The sequence below is a fragment of the Nannocystis pusilla genome (assembly GCF_026626665.1).
Lineage (GTDB): Bacteria > Myxococcota_A > Polyangia > Nannocystales > Nannocystaceae > Nannocystis > Nannocystis pusilla.
Genome location: NZ_JAPNKE010000002.1, coordinates 4,623,061 through 4,648,509, shown reverse-complemented (window position 1 = coordinate 4,648,509; position 25,449 = coordinate 4,623,061). Strand labels below are relative to the sequence as shown.

At 72.7% G+C, this 25,449-nt stretch carries 21 protein-coding genes and 1 pseudogene; 15 read left to right on the top strand and 7 right to left on the bottom strand.

The window, feature by feature from the left end:
* The first annotated feature begins 107 nt into the window (after positions 1 to 107).
* From OV079_RS20440 to OV079_RS20430, 3 genes are read left to right on the top strand one after another with little or no spacing between them, the layout of a single operon-like run.
* Positions 108 to 1,217, top strand: a complete 1,110-nt coding sequence (locus OV079_RS20440; protein ID WP_267770519.1) for a hypothetical protein — start codon at positions 108 to 110, stop codon at positions 1,215 to 1,217.
* On the top strand, positions 1,187 to 1,852 hold the full coding sequence (locus tag OV079_RS20435) for a TolB family protein (RefSeq protein WP_267770518.1): 666 nt from the start codon (positions 1,187 to 1,189) through the stop codon (positions 1,850 to 1,852). The genes OV079_RS20440 and OV079_RS20435 overlap by 31 nt, the downstream gene beginning before the upstream one ends.
* 53 nt (positions 1,853 to 1,905) lie before the next feature.
* Positions 1,906 to 2,253: a hypothetical protein gene (locus tag OV079_RS20430; protein ID WP_267770517.1), complete on the top strand. Its 348-nt coding sequence runs from the start codon at positions 1,906 to 1,908 to the stop codon at positions 2,251 to 2,253.
* A 326-nt stretch (positions 2,254 to 2,579) separates the two neighbouring features.
* Here OV079_RS20430 and OV079_RS20425 read toward each other — a convergent pair whose 3' ends face one another.
* Entirely contained in the window at positions 2,580 to 4,034 is a 1,455-nt protein-coding gene (locus OV079_RS20425) for a hypothetical protein (RefSeq protein WP_267770516.1), read from the bottom strand.
* Positions 4,035 to 4,139: 105 nt separating this feature from the next.
* Between OV079_RS20425 and OV079_RS20420 the strand changes: the two genes are divergently transcribed.
* Positions 4,140 to 5,030 (top strand): LysR family transcriptional regulator, encoded by an 891-nt coding sequence (locus OV079_RS20420; protein ID WP_267770515.1) that lies wholly within the window; start codon positions 4,140 to 4,142, stop codon positions 5,028 to 5,030.
* 248 nt (positions 5,031 to 5,278) lie between these two features.
* Here OV079_RS20420 and nth read toward each other — a convergent pair whose 3' ends face one another.
* Complete coding sequence (nth, locus tag OV079_RS20415; RefSeq protein ID WP_267770514.1) at positions 5,279 to 5,959, bottom strand: endonuclease III; 681 nt, start codon at positions 5,957 to 5,959, stop codon at positions 5,279 to 5,281.
* A gap of 200 nt (positions 5,960 to 6,159) precedes the next feature.
* On the opposite strand from nth, the gene OV079_RS20410 reads away from it, so the two are divergent.
* The 5 genes and pseudogenes from OV079_RS20410 to OV079_RS58245 all read left to right on the top strand — a co-directional run.
* Positions 6,160 to 6,930, top strand: coding sequence for a hypothetical protein (locus OV079_RS20410; protein ID WP_267770513.1), 771 nt, complete (start codon positions 6,160 to 6,162; stop codon positions 6,928 to 6,930).
* 3 nt (positions 6,931 to 6,933) lie between these two features.
* Entirely contained in the window at positions 6,934 to 7,329 is a 396-nt protein-coding gene (gloA, locus tag OV079_RS20405) for a lactoylglutathione lyase (RefSeq protein WP_267770512.1), read from the top strand.
* Between the two features lie 181 nt (positions 7,330 to 7,510).
* On the top strand, positions 7,511 to 8,713 hold the full coding sequence (locus tag OV079_RS20400) for a hypothetical protein (protein ID WP_267770511.1): 1,203 nt from the start codon (positions 7,511 to 7,513) through the stop codon (positions 8,711 to 8,713).
* Entirely contained in the window at positions 8,686 to 9,099 is a 414-nt protein-coding gene (locus tag OV079_RS20395; RefSeq protein ID WP_267770510.1) for a hypothetical protein, read from the top strand. The genes OV079_RS20400 and OV079_RS20395 overlap by 28 nt, the downstream gene beginning before the upstream one ends.
* A pseudogene (locus tag OV079_RS58245) lies at positions 9,072 to 9,161 on the top strand (hypothetical protein); the annotation flags it as partial. The gene OV079_RS20395 and the pseudogene OV079_RS58245, both read left to right, overlap by 28 nt.
* A 506-nt stretch (positions 9,162 to 9,667) precedes the next feature.
* On the opposite strand, the gene OV079_RS20390 reads toward OV079_RS58245, so the two are convergent.
* Positions 9,668 to 11,452 carry a serine/threonine-protein kinase gene (locus OV079_RS20390; protein WP_267770509.1) on the bottom strand — a complete coding sequence of 595 codons (1,785 nt, stop codon included), beginning with the start codon at positions 11,450 to 11,452 and terminating at the stop codon, positions 9,668 to 9,670.
* 308 nt (positions 11,453 to 11,760) lie between these two features.
* Entirely contained in the window at positions 11,761 to 12,624 is an 864-nt protein-coding gene (locus OV079_RS20385; RefSeq protein WP_267770508.1) for a hypothetical protein, read from the bottom strand.
* A gap of 217 nt (positions 12,625 to 12,841) precedes the next feature.
* On the opposite strand from OV079_RS20385, the gene OV079_RS20380 reads away from it, so the two are divergent.
* A complete protein-coding gene (locus OV079_RS20380) occupies positions 12,842 to 14,113 on the top strand; it encodes a hypothetical protein (RefSeq protein WP_267770507.1) in 1,272 nt (423 codons plus the stop codon).
* Between the two features lie 317 nt (positions 14,114 to 14,430).
* On the opposite strand, the gene OV079_RS20375 is transcribed toward OV079_RS20380, so the two are convergent.
* Positions 14,431 to 15,453 carry a DUF4846 domain-containing protein gene (locus OV079_RS20375; RefSeq protein WP_267770506.1) on the bottom strand — a complete coding sequence of 341 codons (1,023 nt, stop codon included), beginning with the start codon at positions 15,451 to 15,453 and terminating at the stop codon, positions 14,431 to 14,433.
* A gap of 125 nt (positions 15,454 to 15,578) precedes the next feature.
* Positions 15,579 to 16,625: a potassium channel family protein gene (locus tag OV079_RS20370; RefSeq protein ID WP_267770505.1), complete on the bottom strand. Its 1,047-nt coding sequence runs from the start codon at positions 16,623 to 16,625 to the stop codon at positions 15,579 to 15,581.
* Positions 16,626 to 17,569: 944 nt separating this feature from the next.
* On the opposite strand from OV079_RS20370, the gene OV079_RS20365 reads away from it, so the two are divergent.
* From OV079_RS20365 to OV079_RS20355, 3 genes are read left to right on the top strand one after another with little or no spacing between them, the layout of a single operon-like run.
* A complete protein-coding gene (locus OV079_RS20365; protein ID WP_267770504.1) occupies positions 17,570 to 17,938 on the top strand; it encodes a hypothetical protein in 369 nt (122 codons plus the stop codon).
* Positions 17,883 to 18,359, top strand: coding sequence for a hypothetical protein (locus OV079_RS20360; RefSeq protein ID WP_267770503.1), 477 nt, complete (start codon positions 17,883 to 17,885; stop codon positions 18,357 to 18,359). The genes OV079_RS20365 and OV079_RS20360 overlap by 56 nt, the downstream gene beginning before the upstream one ends.
* A gap of 6 nt (positions 18,360 to 18,365) precedes the next feature.
* Positions 18,366 to 18,923, top strand: coding sequence for a hypothetical protein (locus tag OV079_RS20355; RefSeq protein WP_267770502.1), 558 nt, complete (start codon positions 18,366 to 18,368; stop codon positions 18,921 to 18,923).
* Positions 18,924 to 18,965: 42 nt separating this feature from the next.
* On the opposite strand, the gene OV079_RS20350 is transcribed toward OV079_RS20355, so the two are convergent.
* Positions 18,966 to 20,471, bottom strand: coding sequence for an HTTM domain-containing protein (locus OV079_RS20350; RefSeq protein ID WP_267770500.1), 1,506 nt, complete (start codon positions 20,469 to 20,471; stop codon positions 18,966 to 18,968).
* 455 nt (positions 20,472 to 20,926) lie between these two features.
* Here OV079_RS20350 and OV079_RS20345 point away from each other — a divergent pair, with 455 nt between their 5' ends.
* Together OV079_RS20345 and OV079_RS20340 are read left to right on the top strand one after the other, a co-directional pair.
* Positions 20,927 to 22,291 (top strand): TolC family protein, encoded by a 1,365-nt coding sequence (locus OV079_RS20345; protein WP_267770499.1) that lies wholly within the window; start codon positions 20,927 to 20,929, stop codon positions 22,289 to 22,291.
* A gap of 362 nt (positions 22,292 to 22,653) precedes the next feature.
* Positions 22,654 to 25,443, top strand: a complete 2,790-nt coding sequence (locus OV079_RS20340; protein WP_267770498.1) for a branched-chain amino acid transaminase — start codon at positions 22,654 to 22,656, stop codon at positions 25,441 to 25,443.
* Positions 25,444 to 25,449 lie beyond the last annotated feature (6 nt).

Here is a 25,449-nt window from a genome sequence, read left to right as displayed (position 1 = left end):
TTCTGGTGAGTGCGTGCGCGGCCGTCCCGGCCGCGTGCGGCGATGACGGCACGCGTGGCACCGCGAGCGCGGGCCCGACCTCGGCGCCGACCGGGATCGCGTCGACGATGGCGTCGGACTCGGAGTCGGACGGGACCGCGACCGACGCGCCCACCACCACCGAGGGCACCGACGGCGGGACCGCGACCACCGGCACGCCGACGACCACCGAAGCGCCCGTCGGGTGCAACACCCTGACGGTCGATCCACCCGAGGCGACGATCGTCATCGACAACGGCGTCCACGCGCCGGTGCAGCTGAACGCGCTGTGCGACGGCCAGCCGGTGACCGCGACCTGGTCGGCCGACGCCAGCTACATCGCGTCGATCGACGAGAAGGGCCTCGTCGAGGCCGGCGGCCAGTACGGCGGCCAGCTCGTCGTCGAGGCGCTGCACGGCAACAAGACCGCCGAGGCGACGGTCAGCGTGTTCCTCAAGCTCGACCTCGTGCCGCCCGAGATCACCGAGGCCGACAAGTCGATCCTCGACGGCGCGACGCAGCCCGACACCGCGATCCTGTCGTACCCGTACGACGGCACGGTGTTCCCCAAGGGCCTGCAGCCGGCCGAGCTGATGTGGCACGGCTCGACCCCGGGCGACAAGTACCTGGTCCGCTACAGCGGCCAGTTCGTCGACGCCAAGTTCTACACGCTGGCCGAGCCGCCCTCGCGGCACACGATCAGCAAGGCGCAGTGGGTCCAGATCTCGGAGTCGAGCTCGGGCCTGCCGCTGTACCTCGACGTGCACCGCATGCCGGCCGGGCAGCAGGCCGCGTACGTGCTCGCCGACGACACGTGGACGATCGCGTCGCAGCCGCTGATCGGCTCGGTGTACTACTGGGCCAACAGCCTCGGCCGCGTGCTCCGCATCAACCCCGGCGCCGACGCCCCCGAGGACTTCCTGCTGGCCGGCGGCCAGGACGGCTGCAGCACCTGTCACTCGGCCTCGGCCGACGGCACGCGCCTCATCATCGGCGGCGACATCACGCCGTCGACGTGGGACCTCGTCAACAACACGCCGGTGTTCTCCACCACCAGCGTCGGGGTGCCGGTGCGCAACTGGGCGATGTCGGCGATCTCGCCCGACGGCACGGTGGTGATCGAGAACGGCGAGATGAACCTCCGGGCCCGCCGGGCGGCCAGCCGGGCATGTGGGACGCGACCACCGGCGCCAAGCTGATGGGCACCGGCATCGACGACCTCGTCCTCAACATGCCGGCGTTCTCGTCGGACGGGCGCAAGATCGCCTACGTCGATCACGCCAACCTGTCGCTGATGGCGCTCGACTACGACGCCGTCACGCGCACGGCGGCCAACCCGGTCAAGCTGGTCGACCCCGGCGCCGACCCGACGCTGAACGGCATCATCTTCCCGAGCGTGACGCCCGACGGGCGCTACGTCATCTACCACCGCGGCGCCTACCCGGCGATGCTCGACACCCGCAACGGGACGTCGGACATGTTCCTCGCCAGCATCGAGCAGCCGGGCGTCGAGGTCCGGCTGCGCGCCGGCAACGGCGACGACCACCCGTTCTACGCCGGCGACCGCGACCGCCACTGGAACTACGAGCCGACGTTCGCGCCGCGCAGCTCCGGCGGCTACAACTGGGCCGTGTTCACGTCGCGCCGCACCTTCGGCAACAAGCTCGAGGGCGGCAAGGACGCGGTCAAGCAGCTGTGGGTGGTCGCCATCGACGAGAACCCGCAGCCCGGCGTCGACCCGAGCCACCCCGCGTTCTGGCTGCACGGCCAGGACGTGAACACGCTGAACATGCGCGGCTTCTGGGTCCACAAGAACGACGACCCGGGCGGCTGAGTTCGCGCCCCTCGGGCTCGTGCCCGCCGGGCCGGCGGCGTATGCTGCCGGCCATGGACGAGCGGGCGCTGTCCGACCTGTGTGACGGCCTCGAGGCGCTGCTCCGGCGCCTCCACCCCGACGGCCCGCGCCTCGACCTCACGTCGGCGCGGGCCGAGTTCGTGGCGGCGCTGGCGAGCGTCGACGACGAGCACAGCCACGACCTGGAGCCCACCTCGCAGGGCAGCCTGACCCGCGCCGACGCGCTGCGGATCCGCAGCGCCAAGTTCGTCGCCTCGCTGCTGCCGCCGGGCATGTTCGCCGACCCGGGCGTGCGCCGCGAGATCGGCCGCACGGTGCGAACCCTCGCCGAGGCCGCGCTCGGGCCGCTGGCCGCGAGCCGCTATCTCGATCGGGCTTGAAGGACATGTTCGAAGAGCATGTTTTTCGAACATGTGCAAAGAGGCAGCGCCTCGAGAGCATGACCTGCGGGACATGTCACGGGCGATCGCCGTCCAATCACGCGAGCGGGCGGCGTGCAGGCGCGTCGCGTGCGGGAGGGGGCGGCGGGCCATGCCGGGCCGCGCCGTCGCTCGTGCCCGCCGGGGTGTCTCGCCCTGCAGGTCGCCGGAGGGGTCCGCCGGGATGTCCCGGCCGCAGGTCGCCGGAGGGTCCGCCGGCCTGCGGGTGGCCGGGCGGGTCCGCCGGGATCTCCGTCTGCAGGTCGCCGGACGGGCCCGCCGGGGGCTCAGAACGCGCCGGTGGCGATCTTCAGCGAGCAGGGGACGGCGGGATCGCCATTGGCGCCGCCGACGAATTTGCCCGAGTGGCCGATGCCGCTGGTGGTCACGCCGCCGCCGCTCACGTCGTAGATGACGGTCTGCGACGGGTCGTCGCCGGGGTAGGGCACGTCGGCCTTGGGGCTCTGGGCGGTGTCGCCGGCGACGACGCAGCCGCCGGTGATCGACGAGGCGGTGAACTCGCCGCCCTCGCCCTTCACGATCGTCACGCCGGCGTACATGCTGACGCCGAAGACCTGACTGACGTGGACCTCGTCGCTGTGGCTTGTGTGCGGCGAGAAGCTGACCACGCCGTTGCCGTTCTGGCCGAAGATGTACTCGGCGGTCACGCGGTGGTTGCCCGGGGTGTCGAGGCTCGACTCGAAGCGCAGGGCGGTGCCGCCGTCGGTCCAGATCCGGCCGATGTAGGAATCGGCGAGCGCGGCGATCTGGTTGGGACCCCAGCCGGCCGCGGAGGCCTCGTTCGAGTGGTTGCGGTAGACGCCGAAGCGCGGGGTGGTCGCCTCGGTGAGGCCGCGGAACAGCACGACCGGACCGCCGGTGCCGCCGCCGGGCTCGCCCGGGGTCTTGTCGACGTGCTCGGGGTGGTCCAGGGTGTGGACCGACTCGAGCAGCCAGCGCTCGGCGTTCTCGACCCACACGAAGCGGGTCGAGAGGTCCTTGTCGAGCTCGCTCTGGCGGTCGACCACGAACTTGCCCTTGCGCCGGCCCTCGCCGCGGCAAGCGTCGCCGACCGTCAAGGTGACGTTGCGCAGCGGCTTGTCGGCGGCGCCGCGCCAGTCGACGAGGGAGCCGTTGCTGGTCTGGGCGTCGACGAGGGTGACGCCGGCGTCGATCTCGAGCCGCACGCCGTCGACGAAGGTGATAGGTCCGGTCAGGCGGATCCGGTTGACGCCCGCGTCGGGCAGATCCTGCGGGTCGTAGGCGATCCGCACCACGCCCTGCTCGGCCGTGGGCCCGAACCCGAGCGGGTAGGCCGGCGGGCTGTAGATCGGCTGCTTCGCGGCGTCGGCGAGCATCGCCGAGATCCGCGCCTGCGGGGTCTTCTGCGGGTAGCCGGGCGCGGTGTAGAGGATCGTGCCGGGCTTCGGCGGGGCGGCGCAGCCGCGCGGGTCCTCGTCCTCCTCGGGGTCCACGCCGCCGGTGTCGTCGGCCGTGTCGGCGCCCGTGGTGCTCGTGCCGGTGTCCGGGCCGTCGCCGGGGTCGGCTCCGGTGGTCGAGGACGTGACAGAGGCGGAGGTGGTGACGGCCCCGGGCTCGCTCTCGCCGGTCGTCGTGTCGGGCTCGCCGGTCGGGTCCGCGCCGGTGACCGTCGCGCTCGAGCCGTCCGTGAGGCTCGCGTCCCCCGCGTCCTGCTGGCAGCCGCCGAGGCCGCAAACGCCCATCCACAACACCGTCTGCATTGCTACGCGCATCGTCCACCTCCGGGTCGGCCGGCAGCATAGGCGCAGGCCGCAGCGGGGCCGGCATACTTTGTTCGCCGGGGTGATACGCTCGAAGTATCACCCATGGACCTGCGCCAGCTCCGGTATTTCCTCGCGGTCGTCGACGAGCAGGGCTTTCGCGCCGCGTCGCGGGCGCTGCACGTGTCGCAGCCGCCGCTGACGCGGGCGGTCCACGAGCTCGAGGAGGAGCTCGGCGTGACGCTGCTGGCCCGCGGCCACGAGGGGGCCGAACCGACGCCGGCCGGCAAGCGGCTGGTCCGTCACGCGCGCAAGATCCTGGCGGCGCTCGAGCAGGCGCGCGTCGACGTCCGCGCGATGGGCCGGCCGCGCGACGTGCTGCGGGTCGGTCACGTGCTGCCGGAGTACCTGTCGCATCCGCGGGCGGCGCGGGTGCTGGCGTCGCTGCGGCGCCGCGTCTCGCTCGAGGTGACGCCGGTGCTGCCGCGCAAGGCGGGTCAGGCGATCCGCAGCGGCGCCCTCGACCTCGCGCTGGTGTTCCTGCCGTTCGAGCACGACGAGGGCCCGCTGATCGCGTTGCCGGTGCTGACCGACGAGCTGGTCGCCGCGGTCCCGGCCGGGCACGCGCTGGCGCAGGAGACCCGCGTGTCGCTGGCGGCGCTGGCGGCGGAGCGGCTGGTGCTGTTCCCGCGGCGGGCGATGCCCGAGCGCCACGACGAGATCCTCGGGCACTTCGCGCGCGGGCGGCTGATGCCGCGGATCGAGACGGTCGGCCCGAGCCTGCGCGAGGCGCTGAGCCAGGTCGCCGCGGGCCGCGGGATCTCGCTGGTCCCGCGCCGCGCCAGCGAGGCCCACGCGGACCTCGCGGTGGCCCTGCGCCCGGTGCGGCAGCTCAGCGCGGCCTGGACGCTGGCGGCGGTGGTCCGCCCCGATCCGCCGCCGCAGGTGCTGGCGGTGATCCGGGCGCTGCGACGGACCGACCCGCGCGCGGCGTGACGGCTGCGCGCGTGAGGCCGAGCGGTGCTCCGCGCGGGCCGGAGGCGGGCGGGGGCCCGCGCGGGCTCAGGCGTGGGCGGCGACTCGAAGGGCTCAGGCGGTGTCCGCCTGGTTCAGGGGGGCCGCGGGTCGCACGAGCTCAGGCGCGGGCGTTGTCCGCCTGTTTCGAGGAACATGTTCGGGAGAACATGCCCGTCCGGCCATGTTCTGTGGGACATGCCCGAATGCACCTGCCGGCCGCGCCGCCGTCACTCGGACGCGGCGACGCGGGCGGCCGCGCGGGCGCGGGCCTCGGCGGCCAGGCGGGTCTTGACGCCGGCCCACGAGCAGATCGGGCACACCTTGGGGTCGTGGCCGCGGGCGGGGCAGTACTCGCGGCCGAAGTAGATGATCTGCAGGTGGAGCTTGGCCCACGCGTCGGCCGGCCACAGCGCCTTGAGGTCGGCCTCGGTCCTCTCGACGGTGGTGCCGTCGGACAGGCCCCAGCGGGCGGCCAGGCGGTGGATGTGGGTGTCGACCGGGAAGGCCGGCACGCCGAACGCCTGGATCATGACGACGCTGGCGGTCTTGTGGCCGACGCCCGGCAAGGCCTCGAGCGCGGCCATGTCCTTCGGGACATGTCCTCCGTGGCGCTCGAGCAGCAGCTGCGACAGCCGGCGGATGTTCTTGGCCTTGGCCGGCGCGAGGCCGCAGGTGCGGATGAGTCCGAGGATCTCGGCCTCGCTCAGGCCCGCCATCGCCTCGGGCGTCGGCGCGCGGCGGAACAGCTCCGGGGTGACGAGGTTGACCCGCGCGTCGGTGGTCTGCGCCGACAGGACGACCGCGACCAACAAGGTGAAAGGATCGCCGTGCAGCAGCGGGACCGCGGGCTGCGGGTAGAGGCGGTCGAGGACGGCCTGGATCTTGAGGGCCTTTTCGCTGCGCTTCATGAGGACGCTGTCCGACCAGCGTACTCGAAGAGGGGCGAAATCGAACATGATCGCGAAAAGCCGCGGCGAGACGGCCCCACCCGGGCCCGCAGCTCCGGCCGGTCCGGCGAATTCTCGCCGTGGACGGGCCGTTTTCGTACAATCGAGGCCATGCTCTCGACCCCCCGCCTCGCCCTCGTCCTCGCCGCCGTGAGCCTGGGTTGCAGCCCGACCACGTCGGGCAGCACGACCCCGCCCCCGACAACACCGCCGGCGGCGGCACCGGCCCGACGATCGGCGGCCCGCCCCCGCCCGACGGGGGGACCACCCCGGGCGACGCGCAGAGCGGCGGCGCGGCTGGCGGCACCACGGACCCGGCGAGCGGCCAGAACGGCGCGGGCACCGGCGTGGCCGCGGGTTCGCCGAACGACACGCGCTTCCTGGCCCCCGAGATCTCGCACTCGAAGGGGGTGGCCGGCGGGGTGGTGGTGCTGTTCCCCCGCATCATCCCCAGCGCGATCGCGGCCGAGAACCAGGCCTACGGCCAGCAGATCCAGCAGAAGATGAAGCAGCTGGTCGAGAAGGCGCTGCCCGGGCGGCCGGTCGACGTGCGCCCGTCGCCCGAGCGCGTGTGCCCCAAGGCCGGCTGCGACGCGATGTCGATCGGGGTGCTGTTCACGCGCCAGAACAACTCGTGCGTGGCGGTCGCGCTGGTCAACGCGCCCGGCGTGTCGACCACCAAGCTGGTGCCGTGGGGCGGCGAGGTCACGCTCAAGGCCGACCCGATCCAGTTCCGCGACCCGCCCGAGAACTTCGTGACGATCAAGGACTACGCCAACTGCGACCAACTCGTGACCGAGATGGGCAAGGCGGACAGCTTCGTCGAGGCGGCCCTGCGCGCGGCCGCAGGTCCGGCCACCGGCTCGCCCAGCGCCGCGGCCCCGGCCGCGCCGGCCGCCGGCGCAGTCACTGCCAAGCCCAGCGGGAAGTGAACCGTGCGGATCCTTCACACCATGCTTCGCGTCGGCGACCTCGAGAAGTCGCTGGCGTTCTACACCGAGGTCCTCGGCATGCGCCTGCTGCGGCGCCGCGACTACCCCGACGGCCGCTTCACCCTGGCGTTCGTCGGCTACGGCGAGGAGTCCGAGGCCGCGGTGCTCGAGCTGACGCACAACTGGGACACGCCGAAGTACGAGCTCGGCACCGGCTACGGCCACGTCGCGCTCGAGGTCGAGGACGCGAAGGCCGCCTGTGACGCGATCCGCGCCCGCGGCGGCAAGGTCGTCCGCGAGGCCGGGCCGATGAAGCACGGCACCACGGTGATCGCCTTCGTCGAAGACCCCGACGGCTACAAGATCGAGCTGATCGAGCGCAAGGACCGGGTGGACTGAAAGGGCATGTCCGCTCGGACATGTCTTGAAGGTCCTGGCTCTTGCGACGTGTCCCCGGGCGCAGGTCGGTCCTGACGCGGACCGTGCGCGAGGCCGGCCCGGTCCGCGCGCTGGCGCCAGGTCGGTCGCGCGTCTGCAGGTCGGCGAGCGCGGGCGGGGGCCGCGTGGTATGGTCCCGGCGATGGTCGCCCGCGCGAGGAGGGACCCCGCCGCCTTCAGGGCGCAGGCCGTGACGACGGCCGCGCGGCGGCGAGCGCTCGCGGGGCTGCTGGCGGCGACCTGGGCGCTGGCGCCCGCGCGCGCCGGGGCGGCCGAGCCGGTCCTGGTCGAGTTCCACTACACGCCGGTGCCCGACGTGCAGCTGGCGATCTGGCTCGAGGACAGGGACGGCGAGCACGCGCTCGACGTCCTCGTCACCCAGGCGACCGGCAAGTACGGGATCGGCAACCGGCCGGGGCGCTGGGACTTCCTGTCGAGCTGGCGGGCGCCCTACGGCCCGCGCCCGTCGGTGCTGCCGATCTGGGCCCACCGCACCGGCAAGACCTACCCGCGCATCATCTTCTTCGACAGCGAGCCGCTCGACCTCGAGTCGCTCGGCTGGCACGAGAACAGCAGCACCGCCGAGAACTACTTCTGCATCCCGCTGACGCCGGCGGAGCACGAGACGGTGGTGGTCGACACGATGACGTGCCCGTCGCCGAAGAATTTCAGCACCGACAAGGGCCGCTTCGACCCCGAGGGCGGCAAGAGCGTCTACCCGCCGCGCAACGACCTCATGGTGTTCGACGCGATGCTCGACTCGCCGGACGCGAAGCAGTACGCGGCGATCAACGAGCTCGACTCCGTCACCGCGGCCACGCCGGTCGGCGACCGCGAGGAGTTCACCGCGTTCCTCATCCCGGCCGAGGTGGCGGCCCGCGGCCCGCTGACCGCCCGCGTCGAGGTCAGCCGCGAGCGCGACCAGAACGCGGCCTACACGTTCGACCGCGAGGACGACCACTACGTCGACCCGCGCCTCAGCACCTACGGGGTCGAGTACCTGGGCCAGCCGTCGGTGCTGTACGAGGTGCGCTTCGACCCGAACGAGCGCGGCTTCACCGGCACCACCCGCTACAGCGGCTACGGCGACTGGGACGGGGCCACCGGGACGATCCACCCGCGCGACGCGACGATCAGCGAGGCGGACGGCAGCGGCGGCGACCGCCTGCGGACGATGACGAAGAACGGCGACACGTTCCGCTGGGGCGTGTTCTCGTACGGCGAGGACGGGCTCGACGGCGGCGACAGCGACGGCGAGGGCTGGCAGGGCAGCTGCCACTGCGCGAGCTGCCGCCGATCACCGACCTGCAGGCCGAGGTGGTCGACTTCGACCGCGTGCGCCTGACCTTCGTGGTGCCGCGGCAGGACGACCCCGAGTTCAGGCCGGCGCGGCTGAAGATCCGCCACGTCACCGGCGAGGACGTCACGTGGACGTCGGAGGTGTTCGACGGCGCCTACGAGGTGCCGCCGATCGACCCGACCACGCTCCCGCCGCTCGGACAGCCGACCACCGTCGAGGTCGCCCAGCTGTGGGGCGACTTCACCTACCAGTTCGCGGTGCTCTACGAGGACAGCTGCACCAACCACAGCCCGATCGCCACGGTCAGCGCGACGACCACCGCGCAGAAGTTCCAGACGGTCGACTCGTTCTGCTTCGTCGCCACCGCGGCGTTCGAGCCCCGTGGGCCGCCCAGGTCGCGGCCCTGCGGGCCTTCCGCGACGCCTGGCTGAAGCCCTCGGCCACCGGCGCCGATCTGGTCCGCTTCTACTACGCCCACAGCCCGCCGCTGGCGCGCGTGATCGCGGGCGAGCCGCTGCTCCGCGGGCTCGCTCGAGTGGTGCTGCAGCCGGTCGCCGACGCCGCCCGCCTGGCGACCGCGGCCGGCGGCGCCTGAGCGGGCGAGCGGGTCATGTCGCGGGCCGGTCGCGCCCGCGCCGGACGTGGCGCGGAGAGCTGGCCGAAGGGACAGCCGCGGAGAGGGCCGCCGCGAGGCGGGGCGGGAGGGGCCCCGGAGTCGGTCGGAGGCGCGAGCGGCGAGGCGGGCGATCCGTCACGGGCGAGAGGCGGGGCGAGAGGGGCCCCGGAGTCGGCCGGAGGCGCGAGCGGCGAGGCGGGGCGATCCGTCGCGGCCGCGAGGCGGGGCGGGAGGGGCCCCGGAGTCGGTCGGAGGCGCGGGCGGCGAGGCGGGGCGATTCGTCGCGGCTGCGAAGCGGGCGGTCGCAGTGGACATGCTCCAAGGAGCATGTCCGCTGGGCCATGTCTCGCGGGGCATGTCCCCGAGAGCATGTCCCTCGCGGGCTAGATCTCGTAGTCGCTGTTGTAGACGAACGCCAGCTTGCCCTTCTTGAAGCGGCGCTTCTCGAAGGCCTTGACGACGCAGTCGGCGAACGCCGCGTTGCCCTTGTGCGAGCGCACGTCGGCGTCGAGCTTGCCGGTGCCGGCCTCGACGTTGACGGCGACGCGCACGAGCTCCTTGGCGGCCTCGTGCTGGCTGGCGCAGCGGCGGACGTCGCTGGCGAGGGCGCCGAAGAACTCCTTGCGCTCCTCGTCGGTCGACGGGACGAGCTGCTGCGTCGGGCTCTTCTTGTGCGGCTTGTCGTCGTCGTCGGGCTTGTCGCGCTTCTTCTTGGGCTCGTCGTCCTTCTTGTCGTCGTCCTTCTTGTCGTCGTCCTTCTTCTCGGGCTCCGGGGCGCCGGGCTGTTCGCCCGTGCTGGCCTCGTGCGTGGGCGAGATGACGACGGGGGCGCCGGGCTCGTGCGTCTCGGTCGCCTCGGGCTCGCGGTTCAGGAGGTAGTAGACGAGGCCGCCGAGGCCGACGACGACGAGGAGGAGCAGCCCGGCCAGCGCGCGGTACGGGTTGGGGCGGGCGGTGAAGTTGCTGGGCTCGTCGTAGACCTCGGTCGGCAGGACCGGCGGCGGCGGAGCGGGCTCGGGGGGCAGGCGCGCGGCGACCGACCCCGTGGGGCTCTTGCGCGGCGGCGGCGTGATGTGGCCCGGCGTCGGATGGGCGTGGCGCGGGGTCGGGTGGCGCAGCCCGTCGGGCAGCGGCCGCGCGGTCGACTCGGTGGTGAGCACGTCGTCGGTGCTGCCCTGGACGCCGAACTCGTCGGGCTCCCAGCTCAGCGGCCCGACGTTCTGCGTGTAGCGCAGCGCCCGGTCGGCCTCGATGATCGCGTCGGCGAACTCGCGGATGGTCTGGAAGCGCTCGGCGGGATCCTTGCGCAGCGCCTGGAGGACGATCCTCTCGATCGACTCGGGGATGCCGGCGTCCGGGGCGCGATGGCGCGGCGCCTCGGGCTCGTCGACCATCTGCATGGCCACCGTGGCCATGAAGGTCTGGCCCTTGAACGGCACGCTGCCGGTCAGCAGCTCGTACATCACGACGCCGACCGAGTACACGTCGACGCGCGCGTCGGGCTTCTGATCGCGGGCGATCTCGGGGGCCATGTACTCGGGCGTGCCGAGCAACGTGCCGGCCTCGGTCGCCATCTTCTGGCGATCGGCGCGGCCGCTGGCGGTGCCGTCGACGATGACCTTGGCGATGCCGAAGTCGAGGATCTTGATGAAGTCCGGGTTGCCGCCGCGCTTGATGCGAAAGCAATTGTCCGGCTTCATGTCGCGGTGGACGATGCCGGCCTCGTGGGCGGCGTCGAGGGCGCGGCAGATCTGGAGGAGGATCCGGCGCACCCGCGTCCACGGCTGCCGGCCCTCGCGCGCGAGCATCGTCGCAAGGTCCTCGCCCTCGAGGTACTCCATCGTCAGGAACGCGAGGCCCTGCTTCGTGTAGCCGAAGTCGGTGATGTCGACGATGTGCTCGTGGTGCAGCATCGAGGCCGTGCGGGCCTCTTGCAGGAAGCGCGCGATGATCTCGGGGCTGTCGCCGTACTCGGGCGAGAGCACCTTGATCGCCAGCTTGCGACCGATCGTGATGTGCTCGGCCTGGTACACCGAGCCCATGCCGCCCTCGCCGATCCGCTTGAGCAGGCGATAGCGGTCGGCGAGCACGGTGCCGACCAGGTTGCTGTAGTCAGGCGGCGGAGCGGCCACCGACACCTCGGTCGTCGTCGGGGCTACGCTGTTCACGACGGGGCTCGGCTCGATCGGCGCGGCCTTTTCGGCCTCGGCGGGAGCCTCCTCGCCGGTCGCTGTCGAGTTGGGTGGCACGATCCGCATGAATGACGGGTCGTGTCAGCATACCCCAGGCGCGTGAAAGCGGGGCGATGCCGGCCCCCATCCCGCGATCGTCGTCTCGCCGCGCGCGCGTTCGCGCCGGGGAACACCGGGGGCCGACCTCGATTTCGCAAAACGCAGCCGGCCCGGCGCGCCTGAGGCGGACCGGGCCGGAGCTGCAGCCGTCGGACGAACCGGCCGCGAGGTGTGCAAAGGGATGCTCAGCCGGGCAGACCGCGCACGGCGGCCACGAGGTCGCCGACGGTGAGCGCCTCGGGCAGACCCTTCTCGCCGAGCAGGTTCCACAGCGGCTGCAGGGAGGCGTCGGCCGGCTGCTCGCGCAAAGCCTCGCCGAGCGCGCGGGTGGCCGCGCGCCGCTTGCCGAGCGCCAAGCCGCGGGCGAGGGCCTCGGCGATCGGGTTGCTCGGCCGCTTGCGCTCCGGCGGCTGGGCCGCGGCGCCGGCGATGATCCGCTGGCCCCCGACCACGCGACGGGCGGCCGCGTCGGGCGCGCGCGTGGGCCGGGTGATGATCTCGGGCTCGGCGGGGGCGGCGGGCTCGGCGACCTCGGGCGCGGCGCTCGCGGCGGGGACCTCGTCGCTCGCCGGCGCGGCCGCACCGGGGACCTCGTCCGCGCGCTCGCCGGGGCCCGAGGCCCGCACGCGCTCGATGACCGGCGCCGGGGCGTCGCGGCGCCAACGCCGGCGCTCCCACGCGTCGTCGCGCTCGCCGGGCCGCGGGGCAGGCTCGCCGGCGGCGACCCGCTGCTCCAGCGCCTGACCGCGCTGGAGGATCTCCTCGCCGTGGCCGCGCGGCAGCACGGTGACGACGGTGTCCTCCTTGATGATGGCGTAGAGCACGTCGCCGAAGCTCTCGAGCGGGATCAAGATCTGCGGCTCGGCGAGCATGACATCGAGCGTGCGCACGGCCTTGCCCGAGTCCTCGGCGTTGGTGATCGCGTGGTCGAGGCGGTCGCGCAGGGCCTCGTCGTCGTCCTCCCCCAGCGTGGGGACGAGCTCGCGCAGGCGCTGCACGGCGCGGTGGGTGATGCTGTAGCGACGATGACCGGGAAACGGGTTCCGCATGGTGCTCTGCCGCGCGGGTGTATCGCGGCGGCGACGAGTTTGCCACCGCGCATCCGGGGCCGCTGGTGAAAATTGCGACATACTTGCGTCGCGGCGCGGCACTCTGTCAGGCTCTGGGGGCCATGCCGGGACATCCGCGAGGCGAGACCTTCGGTCGCGGCCGTGCCCTCGGGGCCTCGCCGCGGCGGCGTCGCTGCTGGCGGTCCTCCTCGGCGGTTTGCCGGCCTGGGCCGCCCCGTTCGCGGGCACCGGGCACGCGCCGATCAGCGAGAAGGTCGACAGCCTCAAGGCTCGCAACCAGGCGCTCGAGCGGGCGCGGCGGGCGGCGCTCGAGGCGGCGCTCGAGCAGGTCGGGCCTCCCGACGCCGTCCAGCGCAAGAAGATCCTCGACGACGCCGCGGTGTGGACGCGGGCCTACCGGGTGCTGCAGCAGGGCGACGACGGGGCGACGGCGACGGCGGTGGTCTCGGTGGAGATCGACACCGGACGGCTGTCCAAGGTGCTGGCCCTGCCGGTCGCGCCGGCGGCGAAGGAGGGCCCGGCGCTGGTGGCCGTGCGCGGCGAGGGCTGTGCCGAGGGGGCCGCCGAGGCCGTGGCGCAGCGGTGGATCAAGGCGGGCCTGCTCCGCGACGGCCGCGGCGGGACGATCTCTGCCGCCTCGGCCCGCACCCTCGAGCTCCGCTGTCGCGAGCTCGGCACCGTCGCGTATCCCCGCGGCGTCGTGGTCGAGGCGGCCGTGGTCCTGCGCGGCGAGGGCCGCGACGGCGCCGCCTCGGCGACCGCCACCGGCTTCGCGCCCGACGCGGCGGCAGCAGCGGCCTCGGCCCTCGAGAGCGCCTCGAATCAGGTCTCGGGGGCCATGTCCGTGCAGACAGCCGGCGGCCTGCGCCTGCGCCTCAGCACCCCGTGGCCGGCCGCGCGAGTGCGGCGGCTCGAGCGCGTGATCGCCGAGTCGGTGATCGGGGCCCAGGCGGTCAAGGTGGCCGCGGTCGGCGGCGACGGCTCGGTGACGTTGAAGATCGACGGCCCGCTCAGCGCGGCCGAGCTCAGGAGCGACTCGCCGCGGTGCAGGTGCCCGGGGCGACGCTCGTGGCGTTGGAGGTGGAGGCGCCCGATGTCGTACACGCGCGGCTGCAATAGGTTGAGCAAGTGGGGGTGGATGGGACGGATCGGCGCGCTCGCGCTGACGCTGGCGCTGGCCGGCGGCTGCAAGCGCGGCGAACTCAGCGGCGCCGAGCAGTCGGCCCCGCTGGTGCTCGAGGTGGCCCCCGGCGACTTCGACGCCGAGGTGTTCGTCGACGGCAACTACGTCGGCCAGGTCAAGGTGCTGCAAGAGCCCGAGACCGGCCCGCTGCTGCTGGCGCCGGGGATCCACCGCATCGAGGTCCGCAAGCCCGGCCGCTTCCCGGTCCAGGTCACCGCGACGGTCAAGAAGGACCGCAACGGGCCGGTGGTGATCCGCGCCGAGCTGCTCGAAGACCCGAGCTGAGGCCGAGGTCTCGCTCGAGAAGTGCGCGGAAGGACATGTCGGATGCGACATGTCCTTCCGAGCATGCGCGTTGGAGCATGCTCGATCGGGCAGGGGCACGTCGACGAGCTCGCGGCCCAGCGCGAGAGCGCGGGGCAGGAGCGTGTCGGGCGTGCTGGCGAGAGAGCTGCGCGAGCGGGCGCGAGCGGGCATGCTCGAGCGGGCGTTGTCAGATGTCTTCGCCGGCGAGGGCGGTCGGACCTCGCGGCGGCAGCCGAGACGTGCGACGAGGCGGCGCTGGCCGGCGCGCGGGGCGGATGTCCTGAAAGACAGGCGGCTCAGCCGTCGCGGAAGCGGCGGAGGTCGCGGTCGGTGAAGGGGCCCCACTCGGGGGTCATCGCGCCGGTCTTCAGCGCGTCGGCGCGGTACCACGGCGACAGCGTCGCGTCGCCGGGGTTCTTGAGCACGTGGAACTGCTGGGCCGGCATGTAGCTCTGGCCGAGCAGGAAGTAGCGGGCGCCGCGATCGTCCTCGGCGACGTCGAGGACGAGGACGGCGTGGCCGGGGAAGCCGCCCTGGACCAGGACGTCGCCGGCGGTCAGCGCGGCGAGCTCACGGCGCGGCAGCTCGGCGGCGATCGAAGCGGTGCCGGCGTAGGTGAAGAGCGTGCGCATGTAGCCGCGCAGGGTCTCGCGGGTGGCGGGACGCGGGCTGCCGGGCACGCGCTCGGCCTTCTTGCCGACCAGCTTGAGGCGGGTCCCGCCGAGGTAGGAGGCGAAGTCCCACGGGGTGCCGTCGGTCAGCTTGAAGGCGATCGCGCGCCGCTGGTCGGCCGCCCACTGGTACTCGACGCGCAAGCGCATGACCGCGTCGGCGCACTGCTGGAGATCGCGGTCGCCGACGTCGAGGTCGACGACGCGGACGTGGGCGGCCTGGTTGGGCTTGGTGTCGCCGTTGTAGAGCAGCACGGAGGTGCCCTCGGGCAACAGCGGCAAGCCGCGCAGCCAGGCGCCGAAGCTGCCCGCCGGCAGCGGGGCCCGGCGCGCCCCCGCGGGCGGGGCGATCGCGGCGGCCAGCTGCTCGCGCCCGGGCGGGTCGCCGCCCGCCTCGGTCAACCAGGTGTACTGCGCCAGCGACGGGAGGTCGGGCTTCGCTGCGCTGTCCGCGGGGACAGGGGACGAAGCGGTAGGAGGCGCATCCGTAGACATGTCCTTGGCAGCATGTTCCTCGGGACCTGTCCTCGAGGACCTGTCCGGAGAGACATGCGAGCTGCCGGCCGGCGGTGGCGCGGCCGGCGGGGCGACGCCGGCGGAGTCGCAGGCGAGCAGCGAGACGAGGCCGAGGGCAGCGCTGCGGAGCATCGCCGCCAGTATGCGCCGGGCCGCGCGACCGCGGAAGCGTCGGCGCTTCTGCGCGAAGCGGCGCGGAGAGGGCTGCGGCGTACTTCCATGGATATGAAGGGAATGCTCGAAGGGCTCGCTCCGCGTCAGCCGCGGGCGCGGGCCTTGACGGCGGCGATCTCGTCGACCGCCACGTGGAGGATCACGCTCTCGCCGGCGCGGCGGGGCTCGGTGCGGTCGAAGCGATGGGTGGGCGGCTCCTTGTCGCGGCGGAGGCCGACCACGGGGGCGTCGAGGAGGGCGCGGATCTCGGTCGCGTTCTTGCCGACGAGCGGGCTGGTCGGGGTGATCTCGAGCTCGAGCGTGGCCATGAGCGTGTCGCCCATGCGGTAGGCGCCGTGGATCCGCTCGTCGAGGGCGGCGGCGGCGAACAGCGGCGCCGAGATCGCGGAGGTGGAGAAGATCGAGTCGACCGAGAACGCCTTGCCGAGCTTGCGCGCCATGTTCTGGTCGAAGAAGCGCATGACGAGGCGGATGTTGGGGTTGATCTGGCGGGCGTCGAGGCCGACCTCGAGGTTGACGAGGTCGTCGTCGGTGCAGGCGATCAGGCAGGCGGCGTGGTCGAGGCCGAGGTCGCGCAGCAGGCTCTCGCGGCGGGCGTCGCCGATCACCAGCGGTACGTTGCGGGCCCGCGCCTCCTCGACGAACGGGCCCTCGCCGCGGGCCTCGACGACGATGACCGGCCGTCCGCGGGCCAGCAGCTCCTCGAGCACGCGGTAGCCGACGTGGCCGAGGCCGATCAGGATGATGTGATCGCGGTAGGTCTGGGCCATGATGCGGATCCACGCGGTCTGGTGGTTGTTGAAGTCGAACAGCGACAGGCCCACCTTCAACAGGCCCTCGGCGACCACGAAGGCCCCGGCGATCGGGACCGTGAAGTACATCAGGCGCAGGACCCAGTCGTCGGGCAGGCCGCTGACGTGCTCGAAGAACAGCTGGGTGTAGACCTGATAGCAGGCGCCGACGAAGTCGAGGCCGGCGACCTCTTGCGCGCTCCCGCGCGCCTGCAGCGTGAGGCCGCCGGCGATCGTCAGCCCGGCCAGGATCGCCAGCCGGGGCGCCAGCAGACGCAGGGCGTACGCCAGGAAGCGCAGGCGGGCGACGAGCGGCGTGCGGACGCGGCGGACGGGCATGCGGGCCCCGGACGGTAGCGCGGGGCGGGCCGGGCAGGGAAGGGCTTCGCCCCCGGCGGCGCGGTCGCCCGGGCAGGCGCGAGATCGGGCCGATGGCGAAGAGGACATGTCCTTTCGAACAGAGAGCGATGCGCCGCCCCGACTGTGCGGTCGATCAATTCCGATCGGGCGTCGGCTGAGCGCGGATGCAGGTCGATGGCGAGGCGTCGACGGACACGCCATTTCGTCGGAGCGTCCCGGCTGGTGACGTCGCGCACTGCGGCGCTGTCAGATCGCAACCGTTCGCTGCGATCAATGGCCGCGGTCGCCGACCTCAGGGGATGCAGGATGCGGGCGCAGGGCTGTCCTTCGCGTGAGGTGATACCCGCGGTCGCCGGTCGCGGGCGAGACCGTGACTGCGGCCATTCGCGCTGGCAGACCGGTGCTCACATTCCGTCCGATCCGCTTCATGCCCCCGAGCGTAACGGTTGGATGTGCACAGGCGATCGCAGGCGGTCGATCGCTGTTTATTCGCAGCGCGCCTCCAGCCCGCCGTGAAACCTGGAGCAGAACGGTGTTCTCTCGCCTCTCGCGGTCGACAGGCGCGTCCGCGGGACGGCGCGACGAGGCCGGTTCGCTGCGGCGGTGGTCGTCGCAATCTGCCGTGAGGTCCTGTCCCGCGATCGAAGAGGCGCCGGCAAGTTGGCGTAATCGTACCGGTATTGAACTGGGGTCAGCGCGCGGGGGGCAGGGCGCTCGGTGAATCGTCAGGCGGCGTGTCCTGTGCTCCTCGTGTGCGGACGCCAATGCGGTCCGGCTCCATAAACACGGCGTAAAGACGGTGCAGGGGGCTGTTCACACGCAGATGGTGGAGAAGACGAGTGGGCGGAGACGCGAATGGGTTCGGATGCGCCGCTGACGAATTATGTCGTGACTCAGCCAGAGGTTTGCGGCATATCTGGCGCATGAGCATCCTCCACCGCCTCCGGTCCGATCTGCAGCGCAGCGTCGCGGAGCACCAGGCCATCCTTTTGGCCCAAGTGCTGCGGCAGCGCTTCACGGAGCTCACCCTCGGCGATCTGCGCGAGATCCTGACGAGCCCACTCGGACGCGGTCTCGACAACCTCAAGCTCGCCGAGCTCAGCCAGAACGCCGGGGCGGGCGATGCAGGCAAGCCGAGCGGCAAGGGGGAGGCGCGAGGGCGGACGGGCGTCCAGGGCAGACGCGTCTGCGCCGGTGCGGTCCGGACGCTCGCCGAGCGCCACCAGCAGCGACTACGTGTCTTCCATCGTCGAGATGCTGCAGGCCGCAGGGACCGGGCTGACATCCGGTGAACTGCGGGCCAAGCTCGGCGGCAGCCCGAGCACGATGTACCGCGCCGTCACCGAGCTGATCAAGGCCGGCAAGGTCCGCAGCGAGGGCAAGCCCGCGCGTTACTCGTGGATCCCGGGGGCGCAATACGACGTCGCCCGCGACGACGACGACGACGTTGTCAGTCTGCCACCCCCGAGCAAGCGCGGACGTCCGCTCGTGGTCTCGGCGCGCACGCTCGAGGGCCGCGCCAATTATGACGCGGCGGTCATGAATCTCCTGCAGCAGACGAGCGGGTGGATCGGCGCCTCGCAGCTGCGGGCCCACGTCGGCGGCTCCGACAATCAGGTCCGCATCGCCCTCCATCGCCTGGTGACCTCCGGGCAGGTCACGCGCCGCGGCGAGCGCAACTCCACTGAATACCGGGTAACCTCGCGGACCTGAGGGTCCATGCACCGCCCATCCATTGCCCTGGCCGTCGCCCTGATCTCGGCGTGCGGCTCCACCTCCGATTCGACCGACTCCAGCTCGACCACCGGCACCGCCGAGCCGACCGGCACGTCGACCACGACCTCGACCACCACCGAGGAGCCGTCGACGACGACGACGACGACCTCGGAGGGCACCGCCGAGCCGACCAGCACCACCACCTCCGGGGCCACTCCCTCCTGCGTGACGTCGGCGCAGGAATGCGGGGTCGACGTCGGCCAGCAGATGGCGTTCTGCCCCGACATGGAGGACGCCGTCGGCTCGCTGGTGGTCGACGTGCTCGGCCCGGGCCACATCCGCTTCACCGAGCTCGGCCACGACGCGGCCTGCAACCTGACGTTCTCTCCCAACGTCAAGCTGCTGGACAACCACAGCATCCTCGTCGTCTATGACATCGGCGGCAATCCGATGGATAGTTGCGTGTGCAAGTACACCATCTCCGCCGAGCTGTCGAACCTGACGAGCGGCACCTGGTCGATCCAGGTGGCCGGGTTCACGCAGCAGTTCGACGTGCCCTGAGACGCGCCGGGCCGCGCGAGCGCCCGGCGCAGGCACGTCGTCTCAGAGGTGCCGCTCGGGGGCCAGCGCGGGCTCGGCCATCGGCAAGATCCACCGCGCCGGCCAGATCGATCGCGGCTCCCTGGCGAGATCGATCTCCGGGTCGATCATCAATTGCGGCGGGCGACCGTTCAGCGACACGCTGGCGATCGCGCGGATCTGGATGTCCTCGTGGCCCTGCGCGCGCAGGTCGGCCGCGAGGTGATGCGCGAACTGCAGGATCATCTCGGGCCGGGCCGACATCTCGGTGCGCTGCCAGCTGGTGAGGTACTGGCGCGCGTCGACCTCCCATGTCCGCTCTTCGTGCGGGTCGGTGGCGAGGAAGCGGACCCGCGACTCCTTGTCGCGCAGCTTCATCCGCCACGAGAACTTGTGGCCCTCCTCGGTCCACGCGACGTCGCCGGGGTAGAGCCAGTGGCGCAGCGGGAACAGCAGCTGGAAGCCGCAGTACGTGGCCAGCAGGGCGAGGGTCACCCGTTGACCGCGGCGCAGGCCGGGGCGCAGCGAGAGGGTGACCGGCGGACGCGAGCGCACGGCGAGCCACGGGTCGAAGCGAGCGCGGGTCTTGAGGCCGAACACGCGGGAGAGGGAGTGGCCGAAGCGCCGCGGCCAGTCGGGCTCGAAGAACATCAGGGTGGCGGCGGCCATCACCCACGGGAAGATGCCGATCGTGAACACGTAGCCGTTGATGAGGTTGAACAGCAAGGCGGCGACGAACGCGTACGGCCGCGACTTGCGCCACAACAGGCCCGGGACGATCAGCAGGTCGAACAGCATGCCGCCCCAGCTGAAGAAATAGACGACCCACTCCTGCGTGAAGAGCGGCCCGATGACCGGCCGATGGGCCCGCGCGGCCAGCCACATGCGCATCGGCTCGCCCTGCAACCAATCGCCGTTGAGCTTGGCGATCCCGCCGAACACGTAGGGCACGGCGATCTGGAAGCGGACGAACCACAGGGCCCAGGCCGGCACCTTGGCCGCGCGCAGCCGCGGCCGCAGCCAGGCGTCGACCGAGAAGGCGCGGGCCGCCGGGACGAAGATCATGACGAAGGCGATCAGGGCGAGCAGATAGAAGTGATTGAGGTAGCGCGCCTGCTCGAGCAGGAACCAGTAGCTAAAGCCGAGGAAGAACACGGTGGCGGCGACGCGGTAGCAGAAGCCGATCATCACGCAGGCGGCGGCGAGGGCGAGCACGAGGAAATGCACGTACATGCCGTCGCCCGGCCAGGGCTGCACCCAATCGAACCCGTAATAGGTGAAGTGAAAGCCCGGCTGGATGTAGGTCGCGCCGATCTTGCCGTAATAGCGCCACAGGTCGACGAGCATCAGCAGGCCGAACGCGACCCGGAAACACACCAGGGAGGCGATGTCGACCGGCGCGAACAGGCGCTCCAGCAGCGGCACCCGGGTCCGCAGGCCGTGGCCGGACACGGCGGCCCCCGAGCCGCTCATCGCGGCTTGGACCTCTTCGCGGCGAGTGATGGATTGGGACGAGGAGTTGACGTCCATGACTCCATCGATAGCGCCGGGCGCGGCGCTCACCGCCGGCGCGCGGGGCCAGCGACCCTGGGGACCGTGCGCCCCGGCAGGGTCACGCCGGCCGGCGCGGGGCCCAGCGCGCCGCGCGACCCGACCGCGATCCAGCGCACAGTCCTGCGGGTCTCCCCGGGGCCTCCGGCCTCGTCCGCCGCGCGCTGCCGCCGCCCGTCGCGCCGGCCCGCACGCGGCGGTCGATTCAGGGCTGCCCGCGCGAGGTCGCGGCAATGGCCGGGCAGGCCCGAGTGCGGAGGAGCGCGCCATTGTCGGTAGCACGAATGCGATTCGGCGCGATGCAGGTGCGGTGATTCGCGGCGGGCCGGCGAATCACCGCACCGCGGCTCGGGCGATGCGTGCGCGATTTCGCGCATGAAGAACGCAGCATGTCCCGGTCGTCCGGGAGATCCCGGTGTACAACGATGAAGTCCATGTCGCTCTTCGCCTCGCTCCGCGCCCCGGCGTGCATCGCCATGCTGTACTTTGGGACAGGTATGAGCCAGGCCGCGGCGGGGCCGCCGGCGACCACGGGGGTGCCTCCGGTCGACACGCGGCCGCTGGGCAAGCCGGAGCCGCGCGAGCTGGCCCCGGCGCCGCTGCGGCCCGGGCCGGTGCAGCGCTGGACGGTCGAGCGGGTGGTCCGCGCGGTCGAGACGAACCACCCGCGGATGGCGGCGCTCAAGGCCCAGCGCGGGGTGCTCGACGCCCGCGTGCTGACGCAGCGCTCGTCGATCCCGAACCCGTACATCCTCTCGGACAACGGCACGGCCGAGTACACCTATCGCCTCGGGATCACGCAGACGTTCGAGCTCGGCAAGCGCCGGCGCCGGGTCGAGGTCGCCGGCGCGCAGGTCGGGGTCCACGAGGCGGACCTGCGGATCCTGGCGGCGACGCTGCGGGCCGAGGCCCGGCGCACGTACATGGAGGCGTTCTTCGCCCAGGAGCGCGAGGCCCAATTCATCGCGCTGATCCGCAGCGTCGACGAGCTGCTCGGCCAGGCCGAGGCGCTGCCCGGCGACATCCCCCGCGCCGACGTGCTCGAGGCCACCACGACCCGCCTGCACGCCCGCCAGGCGCTCGAGCAGGCCAAGTTCGAGCACCTCCAGGCCGACATCCGCCTCAACAGCCTGCTCGGCAACCCGCCGAGCGTCGAGCTCGAGCTGGTGTCGCCGGCGCGCGACCGACCGCCGAGCTGGCTCGACCTGCACAACGACGACTGGCGCAACGAATTCCTGGCCGCCTACGACCACCTGATCGTCGAGGCGCTGCGCCGGCGGCCCGAGCTGGCCCGGCTGAAGAGCACGCGCGAGGTGGTGAACAAGGAGGAGCGGCTGGCCCGCGCCAACCGAGCTCCCGACATGGTGGTGTCGGCGGGCCCCGACATGGTGCCGGGCGGCAAGCCGATGTGGGGCGCGTTCTTCATGCTGTCGCTCGAGGTGCCGATCCTGAACCGCCAGCAGGGCCCGCTGGCGGAGGTGCGGGCGACCCGCGAGCAGATCGATCAGGAGGGCGCGGCGCTGGCCCACGAGATCGCCCGCCAGCTGGCCGACGCGGTCGCGCTGGCGTCGTTCCAGCAGTCGCAGCTGCGCCTGTACGAGGGCGAGCTGCTGCCCGCCGCCGACGCCGTCTACGAGGACGCGCGCCAGGCCTTCATCGCCAATCAGGCGCCGTTCCTGGTCGCGGTGCGCGCCCAGGAGGCCCGCGTGTTGGTCTACCTGGCCTACTTCCGCGCCCTCTCGGCCTACCACGTGGCCCTCGCCGGGGTCGAGCAGGCGCTCGGCTTCCCGGCGATCTGAGATGACCCTCGAGGCATGTGTTAAGGAGCATGCTCGGATGGACATGTTCTAAAGGGCATGCCATGACGGACATGCTCTTTCGGACATCATGGAAAGAGCGCGTCGTCGAGGCGCTCGGCGACGGCGAGTGACCCGGGCGGCCGGGGCGAGGGCGACCGCGAACTCGGCCACGGGCTCGCGCAGGGCGACCCCGGCGTGCGGCCGCGCGCCACGTGCTCGTCAGGATGGCGTCGACCCGCCGCGAGCGGGCTGCCCCGGTCGCTGTTCTCGAGGTCCCGCACGGCAGGCACCGAGGCCCGAGCAGCTCCGGCAGGGCATGGTCCACGCACCATCGGCGGCCGAAACCTGGCACCATCGCGGCGATGGGAGCGAGCCGGCCGAACGCGACGAGCGCTGCGAACAGTTGGACGGTCACCGTCGCCCTGGTGGTCGCCGGGGTGCCGCCGCCGGCCCGCGCGGACCCGCCGGCGGAAGACGGCCCGGTGGTCGCGGTCGCCCCGGTCGAGGTCGTGGTCGACTTCGATCGCCCGCCGCCGGAGCTCGCGGCCCCGCCGGTGGCGGCGCTGGGCCACGCGCAGGAGCTGGCGGCGAGCGGGCGGTTCGCCGAGGCGGCGCAGCTCTTCGAGGCGCAGTGGCAGGCGACCGGCGACCCGCGGTTCCTCTACCACGCGGCGCTCGCCCGCTCGCGGGCCGAGCAGCACGCGCTCGCGCTGCGCCTGCTCGACGAGTGCATGCGGCGGATGAGCGCCGGCGGTCGGCCGCCCGAGCCGGTGCATCGCCACCTGGAGGCCGCTCGCGCGCGCGAGCTGCAGGCGACGGTCCCCGTGGACCTGCAGCTGTTCGAGGGGTCGCAGCCGGTCCCGGACGCGACGCTGGCGGCGGCGCGGCTCGCCCTGCGCAAGCTGGGTCCGGCCGGCGAACCTGTCCCCGGGAACAGCTTCGAGACGGTCGGACGGCCCACGAACGGCCTCCACCTCGACCCCGGGCGCTGGCAGGTCGACCTCGACGTGCCCGGCTTCGCGCCGGCGCGGCTGGTCGCCGAGGCGGCGCCGTCGTGGTCGTTGCAGCTGCACCGACGCAAGGTCGTCGTCGACCTGCGGTTCGCGCCCGAGCGGGCGCTCCGCGGCGGTCAGCTCCGGCTGCAGGCGCTCGACCACGCCTCGCCGTTCGCGCTGGAGCGCCCGCTCGCGGGCCCGACGACGACGGTCACGTTGACGCCGGGGGTGTGGCGGCTGCAGGTGCGGGCGCGCCGGCACGGGGCCGACATGGACCTGGCCATTCGGCCAGGTCAGCCGCCGATCGACGTCGTCCTGGCCCGGCGCAAGCCGGTCGACGACCCGCAGCTGAAGCGCGCCCCCAAGCTGATGTTCGGGCTGTTCGGCGGGTTCGTCGCCACGTACTTCACCGGCGTCGGCCTCCTCGTCGCCGCGGCCAACCGCGAGAAGCGGGCGGAGCGGCGCGACGCGGCGGCCCACGAGGAGGCCGGTGTGGAGCCGGGCGCGACGGAGATCGATCCGGCGGCGGCGGCGGCGATCGAGGCGAGTTACCCGGCGGCCCGGTGGCACCGCGACCTCGAGTTCGCCGGTGACCTTCACACGGCCGGTGCGGTGATCGCGGGCGCGAGCCTCGGCTCGATCGCCACGCTCCTGCCGCTGGCGTTCCGGGCCCGGCGGCGGGCCCTGGTGCTCGAGCTCGGGCTCGGCGGGGTGCTGCTGGCCGGCGGCGGCGGCTGGCTGGGCTTCGCCCTCGGCGAGCGCGAGCGGCTGCTCGACCACCCGGAGCTGCGAGTGACGGCGGCCCGCCTCGAGCGGACCGACGGCCAGCGGATCGCGGCGGCCTTGTTCGCCGGCTTGGGCGCGGGCCTGGTGCTGTTCTCCGGGATCGCGCTCCTCCACGACGCCGCCGACCGCCGCAAGCGCGCGCGCGTTAGCGACCGCGCCGTGGGCCGCCCCCGGCCTGTCCGGCTGGTCGCTCGCGGGCCGGTTCTGAGGTCGCGCGGTCGCCGGAGCGACGCCGGACTGTTGTCCGCGGCAGGTCGGCAGGCCATCCCGCCCGAGTCGCGGCCGTCCACGGCTTGCATGTGCAGCGAGCGCCCGTCGTCGGATGTCCCAAGAGACATGTCGATGCGCTGCGGCCGTCGCGGCTCCGTGAGCTGGCTCGCGCCTGCACCCGCGGAGCGCGGCCGGCGAGCAGGCGGCTGCGCAGTGGCGAGCCGCCAGTTTCCTCTGGCATCCTCCGCGCCGCATGGTCACCTACTTCGATGGCAAGTTCGTCGACGACGCCGATGCGGTCGTCAGCGTGCGCACGCGCGCGCTGGATTACGGTCTCGGCTGTTTCGGGGGATCCGCGGCTACCTGGCCGCCGACGGGCGGCAGATCAACCTGTTCCGCGTCAGTGACCACATCACCCGGCTGATGCACTCGGCGCGGGTGCTGCACATGCGCCTGCCGGGCGACCACGCCGAGACCTGCGGCCTCGTCGGCGAGCTGCTGCGGCGCAACGAGGTCCACCACGACGTCTACGTGCGCCCGCTGGTGCTGAACGGCTCGACCAAGCTCGCGCCGGTGATGCGCGAGGAGGACAGCGTGCTGGCGATCTACTGCCTGCCGCTGCAGCGCTACATGGAGAAGGACGCGATCGACGTGTGCGTGTCGTCGTGGCGGCGCGCCACCGACAACGCGATCCCGGCGCGGACCAAGGCGACCGGCCTGTACCTCAACAGCGCGCTGGCCCGCCGCGAGGCCCACGACAACGGCTACGACGAGGCGATCTTCCTGACCGAGTACGGCAAGGTCTCGGAGGGCAGCGCCGAGCACGTCTTCATCATCCGCGACGACGTGCTCTACACCCCGCCGAGCACCGAGGACAACCTCGACGGCATCACCCGCCGCTCGCTCATCGCTCTGGCCACCGAGGACCTCGGCCTCAAGGTGGTCGAGCGGGTCATCGGCCGCACCGAGCTGTACGTCGCCGACGAGCTGTTCCTGTGCGGCACGGGGGCGCAGATCCAGGCGGTCCGCTCGGTCGACAAGCGCACGATCGGCAACGGCGGCATCGGCCCCGTCACCGCCCGCCTCACCGAGCACTTCAACAACGTGGTCCGCGGCCGCGTCGAGGCGCGCCGCGACTGGCTGACCCCCGTCTGGGAGTGAGCCGGC